This is a genomic window from Chitinophaga sp. LS1 (assembly GCF_034274695.1).
Taxonomy (GTDB): Bacteria; Bacteroidota; Bacteroidia; order Chitinophagales; family Chitinophagaceae; genus Chitinophaga.
This window is the reverse complement of sequence record NZ_CP128362.1, coordinates 544,587-565,119: the sequence shown is the minus strand read 5'-3', so window position 1 is coordinate 565,119 and position 20,533 is coordinate 544,587. Positions and strand designations below refer to the sequence as shown.

The window sequence follows — 20,533 nt, the reverse complement described above, 5'->3', positions numbered from 1 at the left end:
CTATTGCCATTGTAGCTTTGGTTTTGTAGACATTGTTTGTTTGATGCATTGTTTGTTTGAGGGGGATTACTGGTATTTCCATTTTTTCAGATCATCTTTATGGACAGTTCTGTCTCAATGCACTGATTAATTTAGTGTCATATCTCAATACCACCGGGTTTGCCGGGTCTACAGTAATATCTTCCAGTTTTTCATTTGCCTTATCCAGTCTGAGCCATGCTAAAGTAGACTCGTGGTCTTTTTCGCTGGCGAAGAGTTGTAGAAAGAGTTTGCTACCTTCTTCCCGGTCTATTCTCACTTTTATATTTTCTTTTTTTGCCGCTTCGGTTTTGAAGCTGGAGCTCATGACGATGTCAGTGATGGCTTTGTAGCATTCAGGAGAATAGGAGCCGGATTTTGGTTTGAGAGTAGTATTTGTCGAATCTTTGATGTCTGCATTAGTGGGGGTGGATTCGGCAATGACTTTGTTTACAGTGGTGGTATCGGCGCTTGCTTCCTGCGAGGCGGCGGCGCAGGCAGAGAGGAGGGCCATTGATAGGATGATGAGCAGATTTGATGGACGCATAATGGGTGATTTTGTTTTGAGGAAAGTAACACAAAATACAGGCCAGCAGGAAATTGCGTTTGTGGCTGGATAACAAGAGGAAGGATAAATAAATTATAATTGTAATTTTGGGGTATGAGCCATCAAAGACCAAACTACTTTCTGAGTATGTTATCCATGAAGTGCCCTCATTGCAGGAGAGGGGATATGTTTAAGGATAAGAATCCGTATCATTTGAGTTTTAAGAAGATCTTCAACATGAATGAACGTTGTCCGGTATGTGGGCAGGTGTATGAGTTGGAGACGGGGTTCTGGTTTGGGACCGGGTATGTGAGTTATGCTTTGGGGGTAGCGTTTTCGGTGTTTACGCTGATTTGTTACTGGGTGTTGGTTGGGATTTCCTGGAAGGATGACAGTGTGTTTTGGTGGCTGGGGGTGAATGGGGTATTGCTGGTGTTGTTGCAGCCGTGGATGATGCGGATAAGCAGGGTGATTTATTTGTATTTCTTTGTGTATTATGATGAGGATACGGCGGAGTTGTGATTTGTCATGATTGTCATGAAAGTGCGCAGTATGTACGGCGAAGCGGCGGTAAAGCGGCGGTAGAGTGATATAGAAGGGGGATAGAAACGATATTGAAAGGCTGTCGAAGGAGGGGGGAAGGAGCAAATGAATTGCTGAAGAATGGTTATTGCAACTGCGAAGAATGGTTGCTGCAACTGCGGAAAATGATTTGTTCAGTTCGCTGAAAATCCCTAACTTATAGTATGGCTAAATTGTTTGATCCCAATCCTTTACAGGGCACTTTTGGAGAGATTACACTTTATTCAGCGAATGGGAATTATTACATGAGAATGAAAAGTTCCCTGACGGCTGAAGAGGTGATGACGCTGCCTGCATTTGAGGGCACGCGGTGGAGTGCTGCGCGGTTGGGAAGGGCGTCGAAGATAGCGAGCAGGGTGTACAGGCAGTTGGAAGAGAAGGTGCATGGGGTGTATAGGGAGATGACGGGGAAGGCGACGAAATTATTGAAAGCGGGAGTAATTGAGGAGGAGGTAACCCGGCTGTTGGAAGCGGAGTATTTGAAGGAGCAAGACGGATATTTAAGCATAAAAGAAGAGAAGTATTTACATATAGAAAATGATTATTTAAATCAATCAGCAAATAAAAAAGATCGATCAAATCATAAAAACGATCAATCGAATCATAAAACAAAGAGGGAAAGTGATACATCACTTCCCCTCTTCATTATAAAAAAGACAAAACTATCTTTCCCCGATCTGTTGCCTCCACATGGCATAATACAGCCCTTTCTCAGCCAACAGATCAATATGATTCCCCGTCTCAATAATCCTCCCCTTTTCCAGCACAAAAATCTTGTCCGCATGCATAATCGTGGACAACCTATGTGCAATCATCACAGTAATATGCTCACGGGTAGCGGTGATTGCTCTTACCGTATTAGAGATTGCTTCTTCAGTAATAGAATCCAGCGCAGAAGTCGCCTCATCAAATACCAGCAAACGCGGATGGCGGAGGAGTGCACGGGCAATAGAGAGACGTTGTTTCTCACCGCCTGATACCTTCATACCACCTTCACCAATCATGGTATCCAGCCCATTATCACCACGGGCGAGCAGGGTGTCGCAACTTGCCTGTTTCAGCACGCGCAGCATATCATCGTCTGTGGCGCGGGGATTTACGAATAAGAGGTTTTCGCGGATGGTACCTGAGAATAACTGGGTATCCTGTGTCACGAAACCGATCTGTGCGCGTAATTCTTCTATATCAATCCCGGAACTTTTAATGCCGTTGTAGTACAGATTTCCTTCAGCAGGATTGTACAAACCGACAAGTAATTTCACCAGCGTGGTCTTGCCAGAGCCGGAAGGGCCGACGAATGCCACTGTTTCACCGGTTTTCACCGTGAAACTGATCTGTTCGAGGGCTTTGGTACTCGCTGTCAGGTGCTGGAATCCTACATTTTCAAATGTGAGGGACTCAATATTGCTGATCCTGACAGGGTTGGAGGGCGTTTCTTCTACAGGAGTCTCCAGGATGCGCTGGAAGTTCAGGAGAGATACCTGTGCCTCGCGGTAAGCGAGGATGATATTGCCTAATTCCTGCAAAGGGCCGAAAATGAAGAAGGAATACAGCTGTAAGGTGAACAACTGGCCTACCGTTACGGAACCTCCGTAAATCAGGTACATGAGCAGGAAGAGGATCACCTGGCGCAGGAAGTTTACAAACGTACCCTGTACAAAACTGATACTTCTGATGCTACGCACCTTTTTCAGTTCCAGCATGAGGATACGTATGGTCGTTGAATTGAGACGACGGATTTCCTGGTTAGTGAGGCCAAGGCTTTTTACCAATTCGATGTTACGCAGGGACTCTGTGGTCGCGCCTGCAAGCATGGTCGTTTCCTTGACGATCGTTTTCTGAATAGTCTTGATCTTGCGGCTGAGTACGTTCATGAGCCAGGACAGGAGCAAACAACCGCCGGTGTATACAAATACCAGGCTTTTGTTTACCGTGTAAGCATACACCATCACGAAAATGACACCTACCAGGGCAACGAAGAGTACATTCACAAAGGCAGTGATGAACTTCTCGCTATCCGTGCGTACTTTCTGTAATACAGCGAGTGTTTCGCCACTACGCTGGTCTTCAAATTGCTGGTATGGCAGGCGGAGGGAATGCTTCAGTCCGTCGGTGTAAACACTGGCGCCAAACTTCTGGATAATCACGTTTGTGAAGTAATCCTGGAAGGCCTTGGCAATACGCGAGACCATAGCGACACCCATAGAAGCAAGCAGTAGCAGAATAACACCGCTGATATAATCACCCTGCCCGCGTGGTATTCCTTTAGCAGTCGTGTTTGGGTGATTCGCGAATCGATCAATCAGCTTTCCAAAAATATATGGATCAAGCAGGGAAAATACCTGGTTAATGGTCGCTAATAATAAAGCCAATCCGATTAACCATTTATATCTTTTCAGATAATGTAAAAACAATTTCATGATGCAAAGAACAGTCTAGATCGCAAATATACGATATTATAAATGTTGCAACATCTTTGACTATACTACAGGTCATAAAAATTGAGTACCTTAATACTCAGAGAGGGATTTATATAGCTTATAAAAGGTTATAAATCAACAGCAACGCTTCGGCAGCAGCGCCGCTACGGCCACTATTCACCAAAACGGCTTTCCACGTTTACTTCACAATTTTTTCTTAATCAAATTGTTATGAAGACCTATGATGAGAAACACATCAGGAACATTGTCCTATTAGGAGCAGCGAAAAGCGGTAAGACCACACTTTGCGAAACCATGTTATTCGAGGCCGGCATCATTCCCCGACGAGGCAGGGTCGAAGAGGGGAACACGGTCTCCGATTACCATGATATAGAGCATGACAGGGGTAGCTCGGTTTACGCCACCTGTATGCACACAGAGTGGCGTGATTACAAGATCAATATTATTGATACCCCGGGACTTGAAGACTTTATCGGGGAAGTAATTGCATCCATCCGCATCTGTGACACCGCACTCCTCCTGCTGAATGCACAGCACGGCGTAGAAGTGGGTACCGAACTGATTTGGGACTATGTGGATAAGTACCGCAAACCGACTATCGTGGCTGTGAATCAGCTCGATGCAGAACTGGCAAATTTTTCCCGCACTGTTGAATCCGCAAAACGGGTATTGGGAAACGCCGTTACGGTCATGCAATACCCTGTGAACCAGGGACCTGGTTTTAACAGCGTGATCGACCTGTTGAAAATGACGATGTACAAATTCCCGGAAAAAGGTGGTAAGCCAGAAAAACTACCCATTCCTGAGAGTGAAAAGGAGCAGGCGGAAAAGCTACACAATGAACTCGTAGAAAAAGCCGCCGAAAATGACGATACCCTCATGGAACAGTATTTTGAAAAAGGAAATCTCGATGAAGATGAATTGCGGCAGGGATTGAAAATAGGGATGTTGAAACACGATGTGTTTCCATTGTTTTGTTTATCTGCTTTGAATGATATGGGGAGTGGAAGGCTGATGGGATTTATTGATAATGTAGCCCCATCAGCGGTGGATATGCCTCCTGAAAAAGGCGAAAAAGGTGAAACGATAGCCTGTGATCCGGCAGGCCCTCCGGTGTTGTTTGTATTTAAGACTTTGCTGGAACCGCATATTGGAAAGCTATCGTTCTTTAAAGTGTTGTCGGGGGAAGTGAAGGCGGGAGCTGAGTTGTACAATGAGAAGGGGAATACGGCAGAGCGGTTGAATCAGTTATTTATCGCTGACGGTAAGAACCGCAATAATGTGGAGGTACTGCGTACAGGAGATATCGGCTGTACTTTGAAACTGAAAAATACTTTGACGAATCATACATTGGGAGAGAAAGGTAGTGTGCAGGTGGAAGCGATTCATTTTCCTACACCAAATGTGCGGGTAGCGATCGAACCTGTGAATAAAGGAGATGATGAAAAACTGAGCGAAGTGCTGGCAGAAATTCATATGGAAGACCCTACTTTGGAAATTGAATATAACCGTGAATTGAAACAGGTGATTTTGCATGGGCAAGGTGAATTACATTTAGCATTGACCAAATGGCGGCTGGAGCATATTTATAAAATGCCGATCGATTTTATTCCTGCGAAAATACCTTACAGGGAAACGATCAGGCAGGGTGCACAGTCTACATACAGGCATAAAAAACAATCAGGTGGTTCGGGGCAGTTTGCAGAGGTGTATATAAAAATAGAACCTTACTATGATGGTATGCCTCCGTATAAGGAACATCCGGTACGTGATACGGAAACGGTAGATTTAAACTGGGGTGGTAAGCTGGTATTCAATAATTGTATTGTAGGTGGCGCCATTGATACACGGTTTTTACCTTCTATTATGAAAGGGATTATGGAGAAGATGAATGAAGGTCCTTTGACAGGATCTTATGTGCGGGACATCAGAGTGAGTGTATATGATGGTAAAATGCATCCTGTGGATAGTAATGATATTTCATTTAAGATAGCGGGGATGATGGCGTTTAAAGATGCTTTTCACCAGGCGGCACCGTTATTATTAGAACCTGTGTATGATGTGGAGACGACTGCGCCGGATGATATGGCGGGCGATGTGATGGGAGAGTTGCAGAGCAGGCGAAGTTTGATTACAGGGATGGATTCTGAAAATGGATATCAGATTATTAAAGCGCGCACGCCGCAGGCGGAATTGGATAAGTTGTTTGCAGCATTGCGAAATGTGACGCAGGGGAAAGCGAGGGTGAAAGCGGTGTTTGCAGAGTATGCAGCTGTGCCGGGGGAATTACAGAAGAAGCTGATGGAGGAGTATAGGAGTGTAGAATTAGTAGGGGGATAAAAACAAAAATGTTGAATTTATTGGGGAATAAAAGAAGGTGTATCATAAATAAATGAAACTCCTGAGAAACGCATAAAATGGAATCTGGCTTCATCAGGTATCCGAATAAAAAGAGGGTGTATCTAATTTCAGATACACCCTCTTTTTATTCAGTTAGCTAAAGGAGCCAGCTATCCTTTATCAAACTTTTATTAATAACCCGGATTCTGTGTCAGATTCGGATTCAACTTAATTGCATTAGTAGGGATCGGGAAGATACGGTGATTCACATCAGCATCTGTTTTGAAACCCCAGCTGTTTTCAAATTTACCAAACCGGATCATGTCATTTCTATGCCATGCTTCCATTGCGAACTCTCTGGTTCTTTCATTGTAGATAGAATCCAGTGTGATATTTGTCCATGCTGCGCTGGTAGTACGCTGAGCTCTTACCTGGTTTACCAGGCTCAGTGCAGAAGCACCGTTGGTAGCGCTACCACCACGCTGAATTGCTTCGGCTTTCATCATCAGGATGTCGGCATATCTGAATACAGGAATGTCGTTATTCTGGTTACGGTTTGCAGATGTTGCATCAGGATAGAACTTGATATTACGGTAACCCATGTTCCAGGCTACTTCGTCATTACCACAATCAAACAGGTCAGTACTTTGTCTCAGCACTACATCAGGAGTCAGGTCCAGCTGATAGGTGTAAGAAGCGGTGTTACCTGCATAGGTGATTGCATCATAACCTGCATAAGTAGTGGTGATGGTGATAGGAGTACCATCCTGTTTGTATTGTTTACCATGCAGCCATTGACCGTTACGTACATCATTGTCATCATAAAAGTAGGCATAGTAGGAAGGTATGGTACTTCTGGGTGCACCTGGTACGAATGGAATGCTGAAGTAGTTGTAACCGGCGCCTGCTGCTACGTTACCCATAGAGCGTGGCACATCATAGCGGCTGTGGATATTTACGCCTCTGAACGGCCATGAGCCGTTGCTGAAGTTAGGATCATAAGGAACGGCGAAGATGAATTCAGGGGTAGCAGGACCGTTATTGTATTTGAACATATCCAGGTAGCTACCGCTGCTGGCCAGGGTGTACAGGTTAGAGTTAATAACACTGTCGCAGGCAATGATTGCATCGTTGTAACGTTGAGTGCCGGTGTAGTATTCAGCATTCAGGTACAATTTTGCCAGCAGGGAAAACGCCATGAACTTGTTCGCTCTGCCGTAGGTAGAGGTACCGGTTGCCCTGCTCAGGTAAGGCAGTGCATTGGTGATTTCTTTTTCAATCCAGTTGAAAGTAACGGAGCGATCTACATTTTCATGCGGAGTATAGTCACCGGCTACAGTATCCAGTGGTACACGGCCGTAGTTGTCCATCATCCAGAAATAAGCCAGGGCACGGATCATTTTTATTTCGGCAAGATGTCTGCTTTTAGTAGCGCCATCTGTTTCGGTGGTGCCGAGGATGTCGAGTGTTTGGTTAGTTACACCGATGATGGTGGAGAGCCAGGTCCAGTTCCCGTTTACATAACCATTATCCCTGGTCCAGGTGTGGTAGTGCATCTGAACGTTTTGTCCACCATCGTACCAGTTACCGCCACGGGCGGGCATGATGGTTTCGTCTGTACTTAAAGAGTTCTGCATTTGCCATTCAACGCCGTAGTTACCTCTCAGTACAACATACACGGGGCCGGATGCGGTGATGAAGGAAGCAGAGTCCTGTGGGTAGGTATCAGTAGTGAGTTCAGTAGTCACTGGTACTTCTAGCTTATGGCAGGCAAAGCTTGCAGCCACCAGCACTGAAGAAAGAAAATATTTTATGATTGAGCGTTTCATACTTCTCGTTTGTTGAATTGATAAATATTAGAGGGACAGGTTCGCACCGATCAGGAAGGTGCGTGTTTTTGGGTAGAAGTTGTTATAATCTACGCCAGGTGCGATGCCTCCCTGATTTACTTCAGGATCTACCCCTTTATATTTAGTAATGACGAAGAGGTTGTTGCAGGAAACGTACAATCTCAGTTTTTTGATAGCAGGATTGACATTTCCGAAAGTATAAGCCAGTGTTGCGTTATCGAATCGCAGGTAGCTACCTGATTCGATGTAGCGGGAAGAGTATCTGTAAGAGTTTATATCGCTTGCAGATTCATCTTTTGCATCTGCCAGGATGTTCGCATATTGAGCAGTGGCAGGGCGGAACAGGTCAGCCCTGGTAGCATTGAAAATTTTGTTGCCATACACACCTCTCACGAATACGTTCAGGTCCCAGTGTTTGTACCTGAAGGTATTGGACCATCCGTAGATCAGTTTAGGCTGTGCGCTGCCCAGGTAGTGGTAGTCAGTACCATTACTTGGAGAGATGGTAGTGGTACCATCTCTTTTGAGGTATTGAGAGATCCCGCTGGTGTTTTTGCCTGCATATTGGAAGGTAAAGAACTGTCCCAGTGGTTTACCTGTTTTCAGCAATTGCAAACTTGCACCTGATTGAGAAGCACCTTCAGGATAGGCGACAGCAACTGAGTCACCACCTGAGAACAGTGGGTTGTTCAGGCTGGTTATCTGGTTTTTGTTGGTAGCGAGGTTCAGGGAGGAGGTCCAGCCGAAGTCTTTCTGATCAATGATCGCGCCGTTCAGGCTTAATTCAATACCCTTGTTATTCATGCTACCACCGTTTGCAACGATCGAACCGGTTGGAACCAGGGCAGGATTTACGCTATAAGAATAGATCATGCCGGTGGTGTTTTTGTTATACACTTCCAGTGAGCCTGTCAATCTGCTTTTCAGAATAGCGAAGTCCAGACCGATGTTGGTAGTGGCTGTTTTTTCCCATTTCAGGTTAGCGTTTTGAGCCTGAGTAGGACCGTAAGCGGCCAGTTGCTGACCATCATAATAGAAGGTACCGTTACTACCGATGATATATTGAGCAGTGAATGCGCTAAAACCACTTGAGTTACCGGTTACACCATAGCTGGCTCTTAATTTCAGGTCATCAAATAGATGTTGATCTTTCATGAAAGATTCCTGTGCGATGCGCCAGCCGATACCTACAGAAGGGAAGTAACCCCATCTGTTGTTGGCACCGAATACGGAGCTACCATCGTGACGAATGGAGGCTTGTAATAAATATTTTTCTTTGTAATCGTAGTTCACACGTGCGAAGTCAGAGATCAGTTTAGTTTCCTGGTATACGCCATCAGAGCCGAGGTTGATGTGGGTAGAGTAAGCGTAAGGGTTGCTCAGTGCAAGGTTTCTGAAACTTGTGTTATCAACGGCGAAGTTGTAAGTGGTAGTAGAGAAGCCATCGCCGATGATGTTGCTCTGCCAGGAATAACCAGCAACGGCGTTGATGTTATGGCCGCCGAAGTGTCTGTTCCAGGAGAGGAAGCTTTCCAGAATTTTATATGTGTTGGTATAAGAAGATCTGGTAGCCTGACCATTGGTACCGAAGGTTTGTTGTGTGTGACCGGAGGTTCCTGGATCAGGGTTGTTGTACATACCATTATATTCATTGGTGTAGTACTTGGAGAGATACTGACCGGAGAGTGCGGATACGTTCATGTAAGACACGCTGAGGTCATATGTGAATCCCCATGGCAGCTTTACGTTGGTGGTAAAGTTGGCAGAGAAGTTATTGTTCTTTGTTTCCAGGTCGCTGTTGTTCAGCATAGCGACAGGATTGAAGTAGTTGCTATACTGGAAGTTTTCGAAGTAGCTGCCGTCAGTGTTTTTTACAGGAGAAACGGGCAGATAGATAGCAGATTGCAGGAGGATGGTGTTTCTGTAAGGAACGTCCTTCGCATTGCTGATAGAGTTGGATATATTGAGTCCGAATTTCACATTATCGTTCAGCGCATATTGTTCAACGGCTAATCTGGCGATCATACGTTCCAGAGAGGTTTTCTTGATAATACCTTCTTTGTTGGCATAGTTGAGCGTAGCGATATAATTGCTATGTTCAGAACCGCCGCTGAAAGAGATGTTATGATTTTGAGACACGGCGGTTTCTCTTTCGATTTCTTTCTGCCAGTTGGTATGGGCACCCAGGTCATCGTTAGGGGAGAAGCCGGAACCATTTTTAGTGAGGAAAGCGCGGAGTTCATCGGCGCTCATCACGTCCAGGTTTTTAGATATTTTTTCAGCACCTACATAGGTATTGTAGCTTACCTGTAGGTTACCGGATTTCCCTTTGCGGGTGGTTACGATGATAACGCCTGCGGAAGCTCTGTTACCATAGATAGCGGTAGCGGCGGCATCTTTCAGTACTTCGATGTTGGCGATATCATCGGGAGCGATGAGGGAGATATCCATACCGGGCACACCATCAATTACATAGAAAGGTGTCTGGGATGAGTTGAGGGTGGAGGCACCACGGAGGATAACGGCAGCGGGCTTATTAGGGTCACCGCTGGCGGTAATGTTGAGGCCTGGGACTTTACCCTGCAGGAGTTGTCCGAGGTCCGTAATAGCGCCTCTATTGAGGTCTCCTGGTTTAACGGAGGTGATGGCACTGGTGAGTGCCTGTCTTTTTTGTTTACCATAACCAACGATGGCGACATCGTTTAGTTGGGTAGCGCCGGAAGAGAGAACAATATTGAGCGTAGTATTGTTACCTACTTTGACTTCTTTGGTTTCGTATCCGATGTAGGTAATAACGAGGATATCGTCCGGAGAAGCGTTGATAGTGAATTCTCCTTTTTCGTTTGTGGAAGTTCCTTTTTTAGTAGCTTTTACCATAACGTTCACGCCGATCATAGGTTCACCAGTAGCTGATGTCACCTTACCTTTAACTGGGGGGCCAAACCTTGCGTTGGTATTGATGCTTCCGGGAGTGATCCGGAGGGGAGATGCGCTGGCTTGGATCTGAATCCCGGCAGTCAGCAATAAGAATGACATCATTCTTATTGTGGTCCCTGGTTTAAATTGCAATCGATTGCAATTTCTGCGAATAGCAGGCAGCTTCATAGTTTTTCCGTATTTAGGTTTATAAATAGTTGTTTTGTGCGCACGTTTAGTTTTGGTTTGGCCACATACGTGAGTATAGCAGGCCATACTGGATGGTATCGTGAGATACGGGCCAGTTTCAGTTCACATTTTTTGTTGATAAATGATTATAGGAATTCGTCCCTCCTAACCTGGAATTCTACAGAGTTATTTACTACACCACTTCTTTAATTTGCGGCTTGCTTAGGCGTTTACCACCGCATCGTCCACTGTTGATTGGTTGTTTTACTATTCGGTATATCTCCTTATAACTATGGAATTCAGTTTGAAGATAATGAGAATATTTAAATTCTGCATTTTTTTTCAAAAAAAATGATTTTTGGGGGTGGGTAGTGAATGGGGTGGACATAAATGTCGGTAGAACACTTAATAATGAGGATGGATGGTGGGGGTGGTTTGGTAGGAGTTTGTTTGGTGGATTAGTTGGAGGATAGTTGATTTGTCGATGGTATTGGGGAATGTATTGGAGTAATCCAGGTTGTAATAAGGGTGGTTTATTTCGGGGTGGAGGAAGGTGACTGAAAGTAATCTGGTAAGTACAGGAGTGCCTACTGCAGGGTTGGGTATTTCAATGATGGTTGAGGGGTTCAAAAAGGATAAAGTTTCCGGAAACATTCCAGGTGGTGTTTTTGAGGTATCTGGAATGGTAGTAGATAAGGCAGTAAATAAAGGAGATGCCAGTAAACCAGCCTGGGGGAGACTAGTTGGAGAGTGGACTGATTTTGGGGCAGGTATGAAAGCAGGGGGGCTACCAACTAAATTGCTTGATATTTACACAGCGGCGGGCATAGCTGGTTACAATACAGGTGATATTAGCAATACAGTCAATGCCGCGGTGAAGTCAGATGAAGATAAAAAGAACAGGGGACAAAATAATGTGAAAGTTGGTAATGGTGTGAAAGCACCTGATCCAGCAAAGAGTAATATGGTGACGAATGGCAGTCAATTTATACACTTTGGATTATAATAAAACAATTTATAAAAAAATAGGATGAAAGTTTTTGAAGTTAAGGAAGAAACTAATCTTGTGTCGCTGAGTTCAATACTAAAGGCGGTGATGGCATTTGGATTCGTACATATAGTGTTGGTCATGAACCCTAACTGGTTTAAGAATCATATTTTGTTAGGAGAAGTTGTTGCCATTATAGTGATGTTGCTTAGTATGTTAAGTAAAAAAGAGCGGAATGTGTACCGGATTTCATTTGATGAGGAGAAGAAATTATGTGAAATAGGTTATTATATTTATTTTTTTATCCGAATAAGGAAAGTGTATTCCTTTGAAGAAATCAATTATCGATATGGAAAAACAACAGTTGGCCGTCACGTTTCTACTCAGGCAATCCAAATTAGGAAAAACGGCTCACTGGTTGTTGAATTAAGAGAGCAGTACAATATTGGCTGGGAGAAAGAAGAAATTGACGCTATTGTTCATTATTTGCAAGAAAGTAAAGCATTAAAATATGTTGATTAAATTAAAGCCTGTTTATTTGAATATGCTTTTTAAAATTATTGTAAGCATAGGATTATTATTTGCAATTGGACTTTTTGTATTTCTTCCAGTTGATTTAGTTACAAGCTATTCAATCACCGCGATATTGGTGTTAGGTGGTATTATTTATAGTTTTTATCTAAATAGGAATGAAGTACTGATTATTAAATCAGATGCAGAAAAGATAGAATTCTCTTTTGTGAATAATTCTATTTTTAAGCGAAAAGAAGTTAAGCTTACCATAAGTGAAATAGCAGCGGTCAGAAAAGGAGAATTTTTAGCTCTATCTAACCATGAGCATTTATTTGCAGTGGTTCGAAAAAAAGCGATCACTACGACAGAATGGGATGAGTTGTTAGTGCTTTTAAAGGTTTACTAAATAAGTAATAAAGGGGATTAAGATTTATAAAGCTGAGATATTAAATAGAAAAAGGAACATCGAAAGATGTTCCTTTTTCTATTCGTACAGGGATGGGGACGGAAGTCGAACTATTGGATGGAGGATTTTAACTATATAGTCATAAGCTATCAACTTCATAGAAGAAATTTCTTACCGGATCTAAGAGATCGGATGAACTTGTAGCCGTGAAATAGCGCTATGTGCATTTAGAAAACAATAGCTCATTTTAATAGGTGGTTGATAATGAAATGATTATACTAAGTTTAAGATGTAATAGAAGGCCTGATTTTGTAAATTGGTTTATTTTGTTACAATTTTAAGATAAAATTGGTTTGTTTTGTTTCAAATATTTATATTTTTTACCTTTGTTATATAACAAAGTAGTATGGCATTTAAATGGCATCTTGAACAATATCTTCATAATTGGAAAGCTAGTTCTTCTCGAAAGCCACTGATTGTCAGAGGTGCTAGATAGGTCGGAAAGACTACATTAGTAAATGATTTCTCTAGTTCTTACGACCATTTTATTTCCTTAAATCTTGAAAAAGGAACAGATTGAAAATATTTTGAGGACTTTGACGATGTAAAAGCAATTTGTGAATCATTATTCCTGACTTACAATATACCTATAGCAGAAATTGGAAATACATTATTGTTTATAGATGAAATACAGGAATGCCCTAAGCAATTCAATTACTACGCTTCTTTTATGAAGAAGTTCCAACTTTACATATTATCAGTGCCGGTTCTCTTTTGTCACCAACCCAGGTCTCATTTATCTTACCTGGGAAGGGTATATGGATCTTTACATCCAGTAATTCTCTCTGTCAAGAGACCTGAATTGTATCGCCTCCGCAATGTGATCGGATTGAATATGTTCACTTTGAGCCAGGTCGGCGATGGTGCGCGATACTTTGAGTATGCGGTCGTAAGCGCGGGCCGAAAGGTTCAGCGTTTGCATCGCTTTTTTGAGCAGATCAGCACATTGGGTATCCAGTTGAGATACCTTTTTTAATAAGGATGGATGCATTTGTGCATTATTGTAAATTCCTTTATGTCTATTGAATCGTTGTTTTTGAATATTCCTGGCGGCGATCACTCTTTCTCTTATTTTATTACTGGATTCGGATGTGGATAAGCTTGTTAATTCCTGGTGAGATACAGGTGTCACTTCTATATGTAAATCTATTCTGTCCATGAGTGGACCAGAGATTTTGCGCATATAGCGTTGAACAGCGCCTGCGGGGCAGGAGCAGGACCTGTCAGGATGATTAAAATATCCACAGGGGCATGAATGCGTTGCCTTTTTCCACGTTTTCCAAAATTGTACCTAAGCCGTTGAATTTTAGATATTTAGAGAATCCTAGGACTTTAAATGAGAAAATTCTTAATAAACGGTTGGAAAAGCGGATGTTACAAAAGGAGGTAGCTAATTTTATAGGCGTAACTGAAGATTGTGTAACATTATGGGAGAATAACCGGTCAAATCCAACGGTAAAATACTATCCCAAAATCATAGAGTTTTTAGGCTATTTTCCATTTGAAATAGATACTTCTAGCCTCGCGGGTAAGATTAAATATTATCGTTATGTTAATGGATTCAGCCAAGAGGATCTTGCTAAAAATTTGGGAGTTAATGAATCAACAGTTTTTCACTATGAGAAAGGAACCCATAAACCTAAAGGTAGACTGCGCCATATTTTATCTTTTTTACTTTCCGAAGTAGATCGGCATATAAAAAATTAACGTCTTGCATGTGCCGGTAGAACTGCTATTAAATACGAAGTTTATATCTCAAATCCCAAGATTCAGCTCAAAGTATATCTTATTTTGGTTGCTATATCTCATTTGAAGTCAAGGGCATTACTGCTAATCTTTTTAAAATACTGACCCTTTTGATCTGACCCATCATATCATTGCATAATTTATATAGCGCTTTTAAAAATTAAAAACGCAGAGAATGACCAGACTTAGCCACTCCAATTCCCAAATTCAAAGTGTTTAGATACAGCAAAAGACTTTTTTAATTCTGATAACCTGTCTATATCAAGTGCTAAAAGATTCGAGACTTAAGCTATCCTTAAAGACAAACGCATTGCAGGTTTTGCGGTAACAGAAAACAAGAGGTTAGTTTAAAAAACAAAGCCCAGATTTCTGCGTTGACTGGTAATAAATATCTTCTTAGTAACCATCGTTGATGGTTACTACCGTCTTCAAGATTATAAATGAACTTAAAAGTATTTTGCCTACATATTGGGAAAAGAAAGCAGCCTAACTAAATTAGATTAGTCCAGAATAAGAAAAAACTTCATTTATTAATAGCCAATGCATAGGGAGCAAACATAGTACAGGTAATCTGGAATTTCGAAGATCGAATATATACGGTAAGACGTCAATCATTCAATTATACCACATACGTGTTATAACATTTATCTCCAACTATGAATACTTTTACAAAATAACCCTAACGTTGATCCGGGTTCTTTTTACCTTTTACCTATATAGCTTTGTTATGTGCATATAATACCCATTTCGTAAACCATTGGTTCTGTGATGATCTGTACACCATCCCGACCCATTCCCAATAATTACATCAGCATTTAATGAAAAAGATTTTATTTCCCCTATTGCTATGCTTCATCACAACACTTACCAGCAATGCACAAGACAACCCTATCGTCCCGCTACCGGCCGATCAGGCAGAATTATTCAAGTACACCAGTACACCCGTAAGTCTGTTCACCGGTGTACCACAGATTGCCTACCCGATTTATGAAATCAACACCGGAAAGATTAAGGTGCCTATTTCTCTTAGCTATCACGCCTCCGGCATAAAAGTCGGACAAAAAGCTACCTGGGTAGGACTTGGTTGGACCTGTATGCCTGGTGGAAACATTTCAAGAAGTATCCGTGGTATTGAAGATGAAACAACCGAAAGAGGGTGGTTCAACCATTTTCATAACATTGACACAATTGAGACAATGAATGACTACTGGCCTATGGCTGCCTTAAAAGAGGGTACGTCCTTTGATCTACAACCTGATTTCTTTAATTTAAGCATCCCAGGCAAATCCTGCCGGTTCCTTTACTCCAGAAGAGATAAGAAATTTGTAACAGCTCCTTACCAGGCGGTCAACATAGTACATACCAGTAATAATAACTACCAGGTGACTGATGATGATGGCACACGTTATCTCTTTGAACAGAAGCTATATTCATTCAATGATAATCAGGGAACAAAACAACATATTGTAGGCTGGAACCTGACAAGTATCATTTCCAACGATGCAAAAGATACCGTCACCTTTACATATGCAACTGGCACGGCGGCCGAAAGATCCCCTGATGAAGTACATTCTTATACCAGATCATATCATATGAATACTTCAGATGCGGATGAAAGCAATTGGATGGTGGATGATGCAGTAAAATCCTATTCTTATTCCTATAGTTATACGCCAAAAATATCTGAAATCACTTTCCGCCAGGGAAAAGTGAAATTCTATGCCAATACAGTCCGAATTGATTATGGTAACAATGCACTGGACAGCATTATAGTCTATAGTAAGGACAATGGTACTTACCAGCGCGTAAAAAAAGTAACGCTGGCATATGACTACTTCTTTACTGGTAATAGCTATCCTTCATTTGGAGATTATAGATTAAAACTACTCTCCTTTACAAAAGAAGACATGGCAGGGCAACAACCCGAACGTTATAGCTTTGAATATGATAATACAAAACTGCCTAATATTACTTCAGATGGAGCCGACTGGTGGGGTTTCTATAATGGTAATGCTAATCAAGCTACCCTGCTGCCTGCTGCACTACCAGAAGTAGAAACGTTACAACCGTATGGTAATCTGGGGTTTGCAGACCGAAACCCTTCGGCAACAGCTATCCTGGCCGGAACGCTTAACAAAGTAATTTACCCTACCGGAGGTTACACAAAATATAACTTTGGTATCTCACAATATTATGATGTAACCACCTATTCCTCTACAACTAAACTGGTGGATATTACCTTTGCAGGTAAGAGCACCACACAACAAATAGTGCGCGACACTAGTATCACCTTCCAGGTAAGACCTCCTAACAATACTGATAAGAATTATGCAATAGACATAAATGTTGCACTTTCTAAACATTCACCTAATTCAAAAACTTACGCCCAGATCGTCAACTTATATGATGTCACTACCAGTACGACTCAGCCGGTACTTAACTGGCAAACCGAAACTGATACAAGTGCACAATCTTATGCTGCTTCCTACATCTGCGATACCAGTCATACTTACAAGTTGTACTTATACATTAATGACTATAGTACAACCACAATAACGGCCACTTTAAGCATGTCCGTACTTAATCAACGCGGAACAAGTTCCATGGGAGGAGGTATCAGGATTGAATCTATTGAATCCTACAACATTGACAATACGCTACAGAAAAAAGATGTATATAAATATGGTGCGTCAGAAAACGAAGGCGGCTATTTAATTACTGCTGCTGATGAGATCAAGAACAAAAACTATACAGGCGTTATTACACAAAGAAACAGATTCAGAGGAACAGGAGAATGTATCGCAATAGCGGGGTACAGGTACAATTTTATGGGTCAGTCATATTACCCTACTGTCAATTTTCAGGGAGCAAATGTTGTTTACAACTATATAACTAAATATGAATACAATAATAAAACTCCCAATGGTAAAACAATGTACCAATACTTATTACCAACGGATTATACAGTTGTTGGAAACCCGGGTACTTTCGCCGGAAAAGAAAGAATAGACAACTCCTTAGCAGAAGATCTCCTCGCGAATGAAAAAATATTTAAGTTCAATGCCGCTGATAGCACCTTTGACCTTATCAAATGGACCTATAATTCTTATGGTATATCTAATCTCTCAGTGGATACAGGTATCCTGATGTATGACAAAATATATTACATAGATCTGTGTGGAGGCGAATCTGGGATATATAGCTTTGGATTTAACTATATTCCTTTAAAGAGCGGAGGTCGTAACCTGGCTTCTACTACCGTTCGCGAGTATGATAACAATGGAACTCTATTTGAAAACGTAGTTAATTACACGTATAATAGTAAGAACTACCCCAAATCTGTTACCAGAGTCAATAGTAAGTCTGATACGATTGTCTCTAAGATGTATTATCCTGGGGAACATGCATCCACAGATGGCAATGCATCCATTCTCAATAGCATGGTATACAGAAACATGATCCGCCAACCTTACTGGCAGGGAAACTACACTAATGGCACATTACTGAGTTATAAACATACCCTGTTTGGAAACAGCTGGGGCACTAATGATAGTTTGATAGCGCCTAAAATGGACAGTAGCTGGCAATTAGGTAACGACAACAGTCTGCCTGCTACCACCATTGCTTACCAAAGCTATGGCCCTTATGGTAACATCCGCCAGATCAGAGATGATAAAGGTATCACGGCTGCTTACACCTGGACTGCTGATGGTACCTATCCGGTTTCCCAAACTGCCGGTGCTGCTCTCAATCAGGTATTATATGATGGCTTTGAGGATATTAGTTCCTGGACAGGCGTTACCCGCGATGCCACTGTTTCTCACACTGGTAAATATGCTGGTCTCATTAGTGGTGCAAGTACATACATCAATCCAAACTGGTTATATGTATCTCTTTCAAACACGACTACCTTCCGTTTCTCCGGATGGGTGTACAGCAATGGCCCTTCTGCTACTATAAATCTATTGTCAAAAACCAGTGCAACCAGCACCGGCTCAACCAATATAGCGAATATATCTACGTCCGAAACTGGTAAATGGGTATACATTGAAAAAGAATACTCCGTTCCTTCCGGTACCCCATACATTACTATCAGTCTGACAAATAATGGTAGCGGGAAAGTATGGTTTGATGATATCAAATTACGCCCATCAGCATCCCAGATGAGCACTTATACCTTCGATCCGCTTAAAGGTATGACCAGCAAGTCTGACGAAGGGAACCATACGCTCTATTACGAATTTGATGGTCTGAACAGACTGAAACTGATTCGCAATAAGGATAGGAATATCCTGAAAATGTACTGTTACAACTATGCAGGTGAGATTGATCAGTGTGATGGCGCAGTATATTATAATGATTACCAGAGCCAAAACTTTACAAAGACCTGTTCATCCGGAAGTATTTCTGTCGTGAATTATGCAGTAGAAGCGGGCAGATATGCCTCCCGTGTAAGTGTAGCTGATGCAAATTCGAAAGCACTGGCTGACATTACAGCGAATGGACAAAGCTATGCCAATAAAATGGGCGATTGTAGTTATTACCTGAGTGAGCAACTGGTAGATACCTTCTACTCTTCTAAATGTACCAATGGTGGAATATCCAATCCTATTGAATATAGACTGGCAGGAGGAACTGATACTTCCTATATTAGTCAGGACGATGCCAACGCAAAAGCGCAAGCAAAGTTCCAGTCATTAGGACAGGCTTATGCAGATTTAAAAGGAAATTGTGTTTACTATAATACAGCACAAACCGGTAGTTTTCAGAAAACAAATTGTACGGATTCCAAGGCAGAAGGTTCATGGATAACAGCTACTATCCCGGCTAACACCTATTATACTTTGGTCAGTCTGGATAGTGCCAATGCAGTGGCAAAGGCTGCATTGCAAGATAGTGGTACCGCCCAGGCGAATAGATTAGGGATATGTTACTATTTCAGTGATGAGCAAAAAGTGACCAAAACCAAAGCCTGTGATTCCGGATATGTGGGTACCGATGTAACTTATGTTGTAGCTGCAAGACATGACTCTACCACAATCAGCAAGGATACTGCCAATGCAATCGCCCTGCGATATGCTAATGCCAATGCGCAAAGCTATGCTAATACAAATGGCACATGTCAGACCTGCAATTTGTTGTTCAGTAAAAAATCTGGTTCTGGTAGCCTGAATCCATTTAGTATCACCGTCACAAATACTACTACCGGTGCTGTTGTATATCAAAAAACTTTTAGTCCGCTTACAGACGAAGACTTGAAAGCATGTGCCATTATACCAACAGGGGCAACTTATACTGTGACAATGGCGTCCACAACTCAGGTATATATCACCGTAAATGGTACGACCAAAACGATTACAACCAATGGTAGTCAAACATGGACAGCAGTTTCACCTACTATCAATGTAGTTTTATCCACTGTAGCACCTACAGTATATAGCAGTGGAGCCAGTTCCGGGTCTTATACCAAAACCAACTGTACGGGGGATTCTACGGGTGTAGCTTATATTTATACGTTAGCCGCAGGTTTATACACTTCCACAATCTCCCAGGCTGATGCAAATGCCCAGGCACAGGCATACGCTGATCAACAGGGACCGATTGCGGCTAACCAGTATGGTTACTGTATACCATCCGGTAAAAATTTTGGGGTCGTAGCGAAACGCGGAGCTACAGTGCCGGGCACGTTAAGCATCGTAGCTACTAACAATTCAACCAGTGCAACAGCTGTCAATACCACAGCTAAGACTGAATGGCCTTATTATACAACGGTGGCGACCGGTGTCACTTACACTATTACAATGCAAATGATAACCGGAACAGGATCTTGTACAGCCAGTATCAATGGCGTTGAAAAGACATTTACAGCAAGTACAACAGCTACTTTCACCGGCGTTACACCAACAATATTCATCCTTGTCTGGAAAAACTAAATCA

General features: G+C 42.2%; 12 protein-coding genes. 7 read left to right on the top strand and 5 right to left on the bottom strand.

Annotated features, from left to right (window positions below):
* Window positions 1-97 precede the first annotated feature (97 nt).
* Window positions 98-565 carry a hypothetical protein gene (locus QQL36_RS02410; RefSeq protein WP_321568777.1) on the bottom strand — a complete coding sequence of 156 codons (468 nt, stop codon included), beginning with the start codon at window positions 563-565 and terminating at the stop codon, window positions 98-100.
* Between the two features lie 114 nt (window positions 566-679).
* Here QQL36_RS02410 and QQL36_RS02405 point away from each other — a divergent pair, with 114 nt between their 5' ends.
* The gene (locus QQL36_RS02405) at window positions 680-1,087 is read left to right on the top strand and encodes a DUF983 domain-containing protein (RefSeq protein WP_083720246.1); all 408 of its coding nucleotides are present in this window, start codon (window positions 680-682) and stop codon (window positions 1,085-1,087) included.
* Between the two features lie 722 nt (window positions 1,088-1,809).
* Here the strand turns inward: QQL36_RS02405 and QQL36_RS02400 are convergent.
* Window positions 1,810-3,567 carry an ABC transporter ATP-binding protein gene (locus tag QQL36_RS02400; protein WP_321568776.1) on the bottom strand — a complete coding sequence of 586 codons (1,758 nt, stop codon included), beginning with the start codon at window positions 3,565-3,567 and terminating at the stop codon, window positions 1,810-1,812.
* A 231-nt stretch (window positions 3,568-3,798) separates the two neighbouring features.
* On the opposite strand from QQL36_RS02400, the gene QQL36_RS02395 reads away from it, so the two are divergent.
* Window positions 3,799-5,928: an elongation factor G gene (locus QQL36_RS02395; protein WP_321568775.1), complete on the top strand. Its 2,130-nt coding sequence runs from the start codon at window positions 3,799-3,801 to the stop codon at window positions 5,926-5,928.
* 191 nt (window positions 5,929-6,119) lie between these two features.
* On the opposite strand, the gene QQL36_RS02390 is transcribed toward QQL36_RS02395, so the two are convergent.
* Window positions 6,120-7,757, bottom strand: coding sequence for a RagB/SusD family nutrient uptake outer membrane protein (locus tag QQL36_RS02390; RefSeq protein ID WP_083720249.1), 1,638 nt, complete (start codon window positions 7,755-7,757; stop codon window positions 6,120-6,122).
* A gap of 27 nt (window positions 7,758-7,784) precedes the next feature.
* Window positions 7,785-10,817, bottom strand: coding sequence for a SusC/RagA family TonB-linked outer membrane protein (locus QQL36_RS02385; protein ID WP_235643404.1), 3,033 nt, complete (start codon window positions 10,815-10,817; stop codon window positions 7,785-7,787).
* A gap of 619 nt (window positions 10,818-11,436) precedes the next feature.
* Here QQL36_RS02385 and QQL36_RS02380 point away from each other — a divergent pair.
* Genes QQL36_RS02380 through QQL36_RS02370 form a run of 3 tightly spaced genes read left to right on the top strand, consistent with a single transcriptional unit; the run spans window position 11,437 to window position 12,790 of the window.
* Window positions 11,437-11,889, top strand: a complete 453-nt coding sequence (locus tag QQL36_RS02380) for a hypothetical protein (protein WP_321568774.1) — start codon at window positions 11,437-11,439, stop codon at window positions 11,887-11,889.
* 24 nt (window positions 11,890-11,913) lie between these two features.
* Window positions 11,914-12,393: a hypothetical protein gene (locus QQL36_RS02375; protein WP_321568773.1), complete on the top strand. Its 480-nt coding sequence runs from the start codon at window positions 11,914-11,916 to the stop codon at window positions 12,391-12,393.
* Window positions 12,383-12,790, top strand: a complete 408-nt coding sequence (locus tag QQL36_RS02370; protein WP_321568772.1) for a hypothetical protein — start codon at window positions 12,383-12,385, stop codon at window positions 12,788-12,790. The genes QQL36_RS02375 and QQL36_RS02370 overlap by 11 nt, the downstream gene beginning before the upstream one ends.
* A gap of 826 nt (window positions 12,791-13,616) precedes the next feature.
* On the opposite strand, the gene QQL36_RS02365 is transcribed toward QQL36_RS02370, so the two are convergent.
* Window positions 13,617-14,009 carry a hypothetical protein gene (locus QQL36_RS02365; protein ID WP_321568771.1) on the bottom strand — a complete coding sequence of 131 codons (393 nt, stop codon included), beginning with the start codon at window positions 14,007-14,009 and terminating at the stop codon, window positions 13,617-13,619.
* Between the two features lie 92 nt (window positions 14,010-14,101).
* Here QQL36_RS02365 and QQL36_RS02360 point away from each other — a divergent pair, with 92 nt between their 5' ends.
* The gene (locus QQL36_RS02360; protein ID WP_321568770.1) at window positions 14,102-14,557 is read left to right on the top strand and encodes a helix-turn-helix transcriptional regulator; all 456 of its coding nucleotides are present in this window, start codon (window positions 14,102-14,104) and stop codon (window positions 14,555-14,557) included.
* A gap of 857 nt (window positions 14,558-15,414) precedes the next feature.
* A complete protein-coding gene (locus QQL36_RS02355; protein ID WP_321568769.1) occupies window positions 15,415-20,529 on the top strand; it encodes a DUF5977 domain-containing protein in 5,115 nt (1,704 codons plus the stop codon).
* Window positions 20,530-20,533 lie beyond the last annotated feature (4 nt).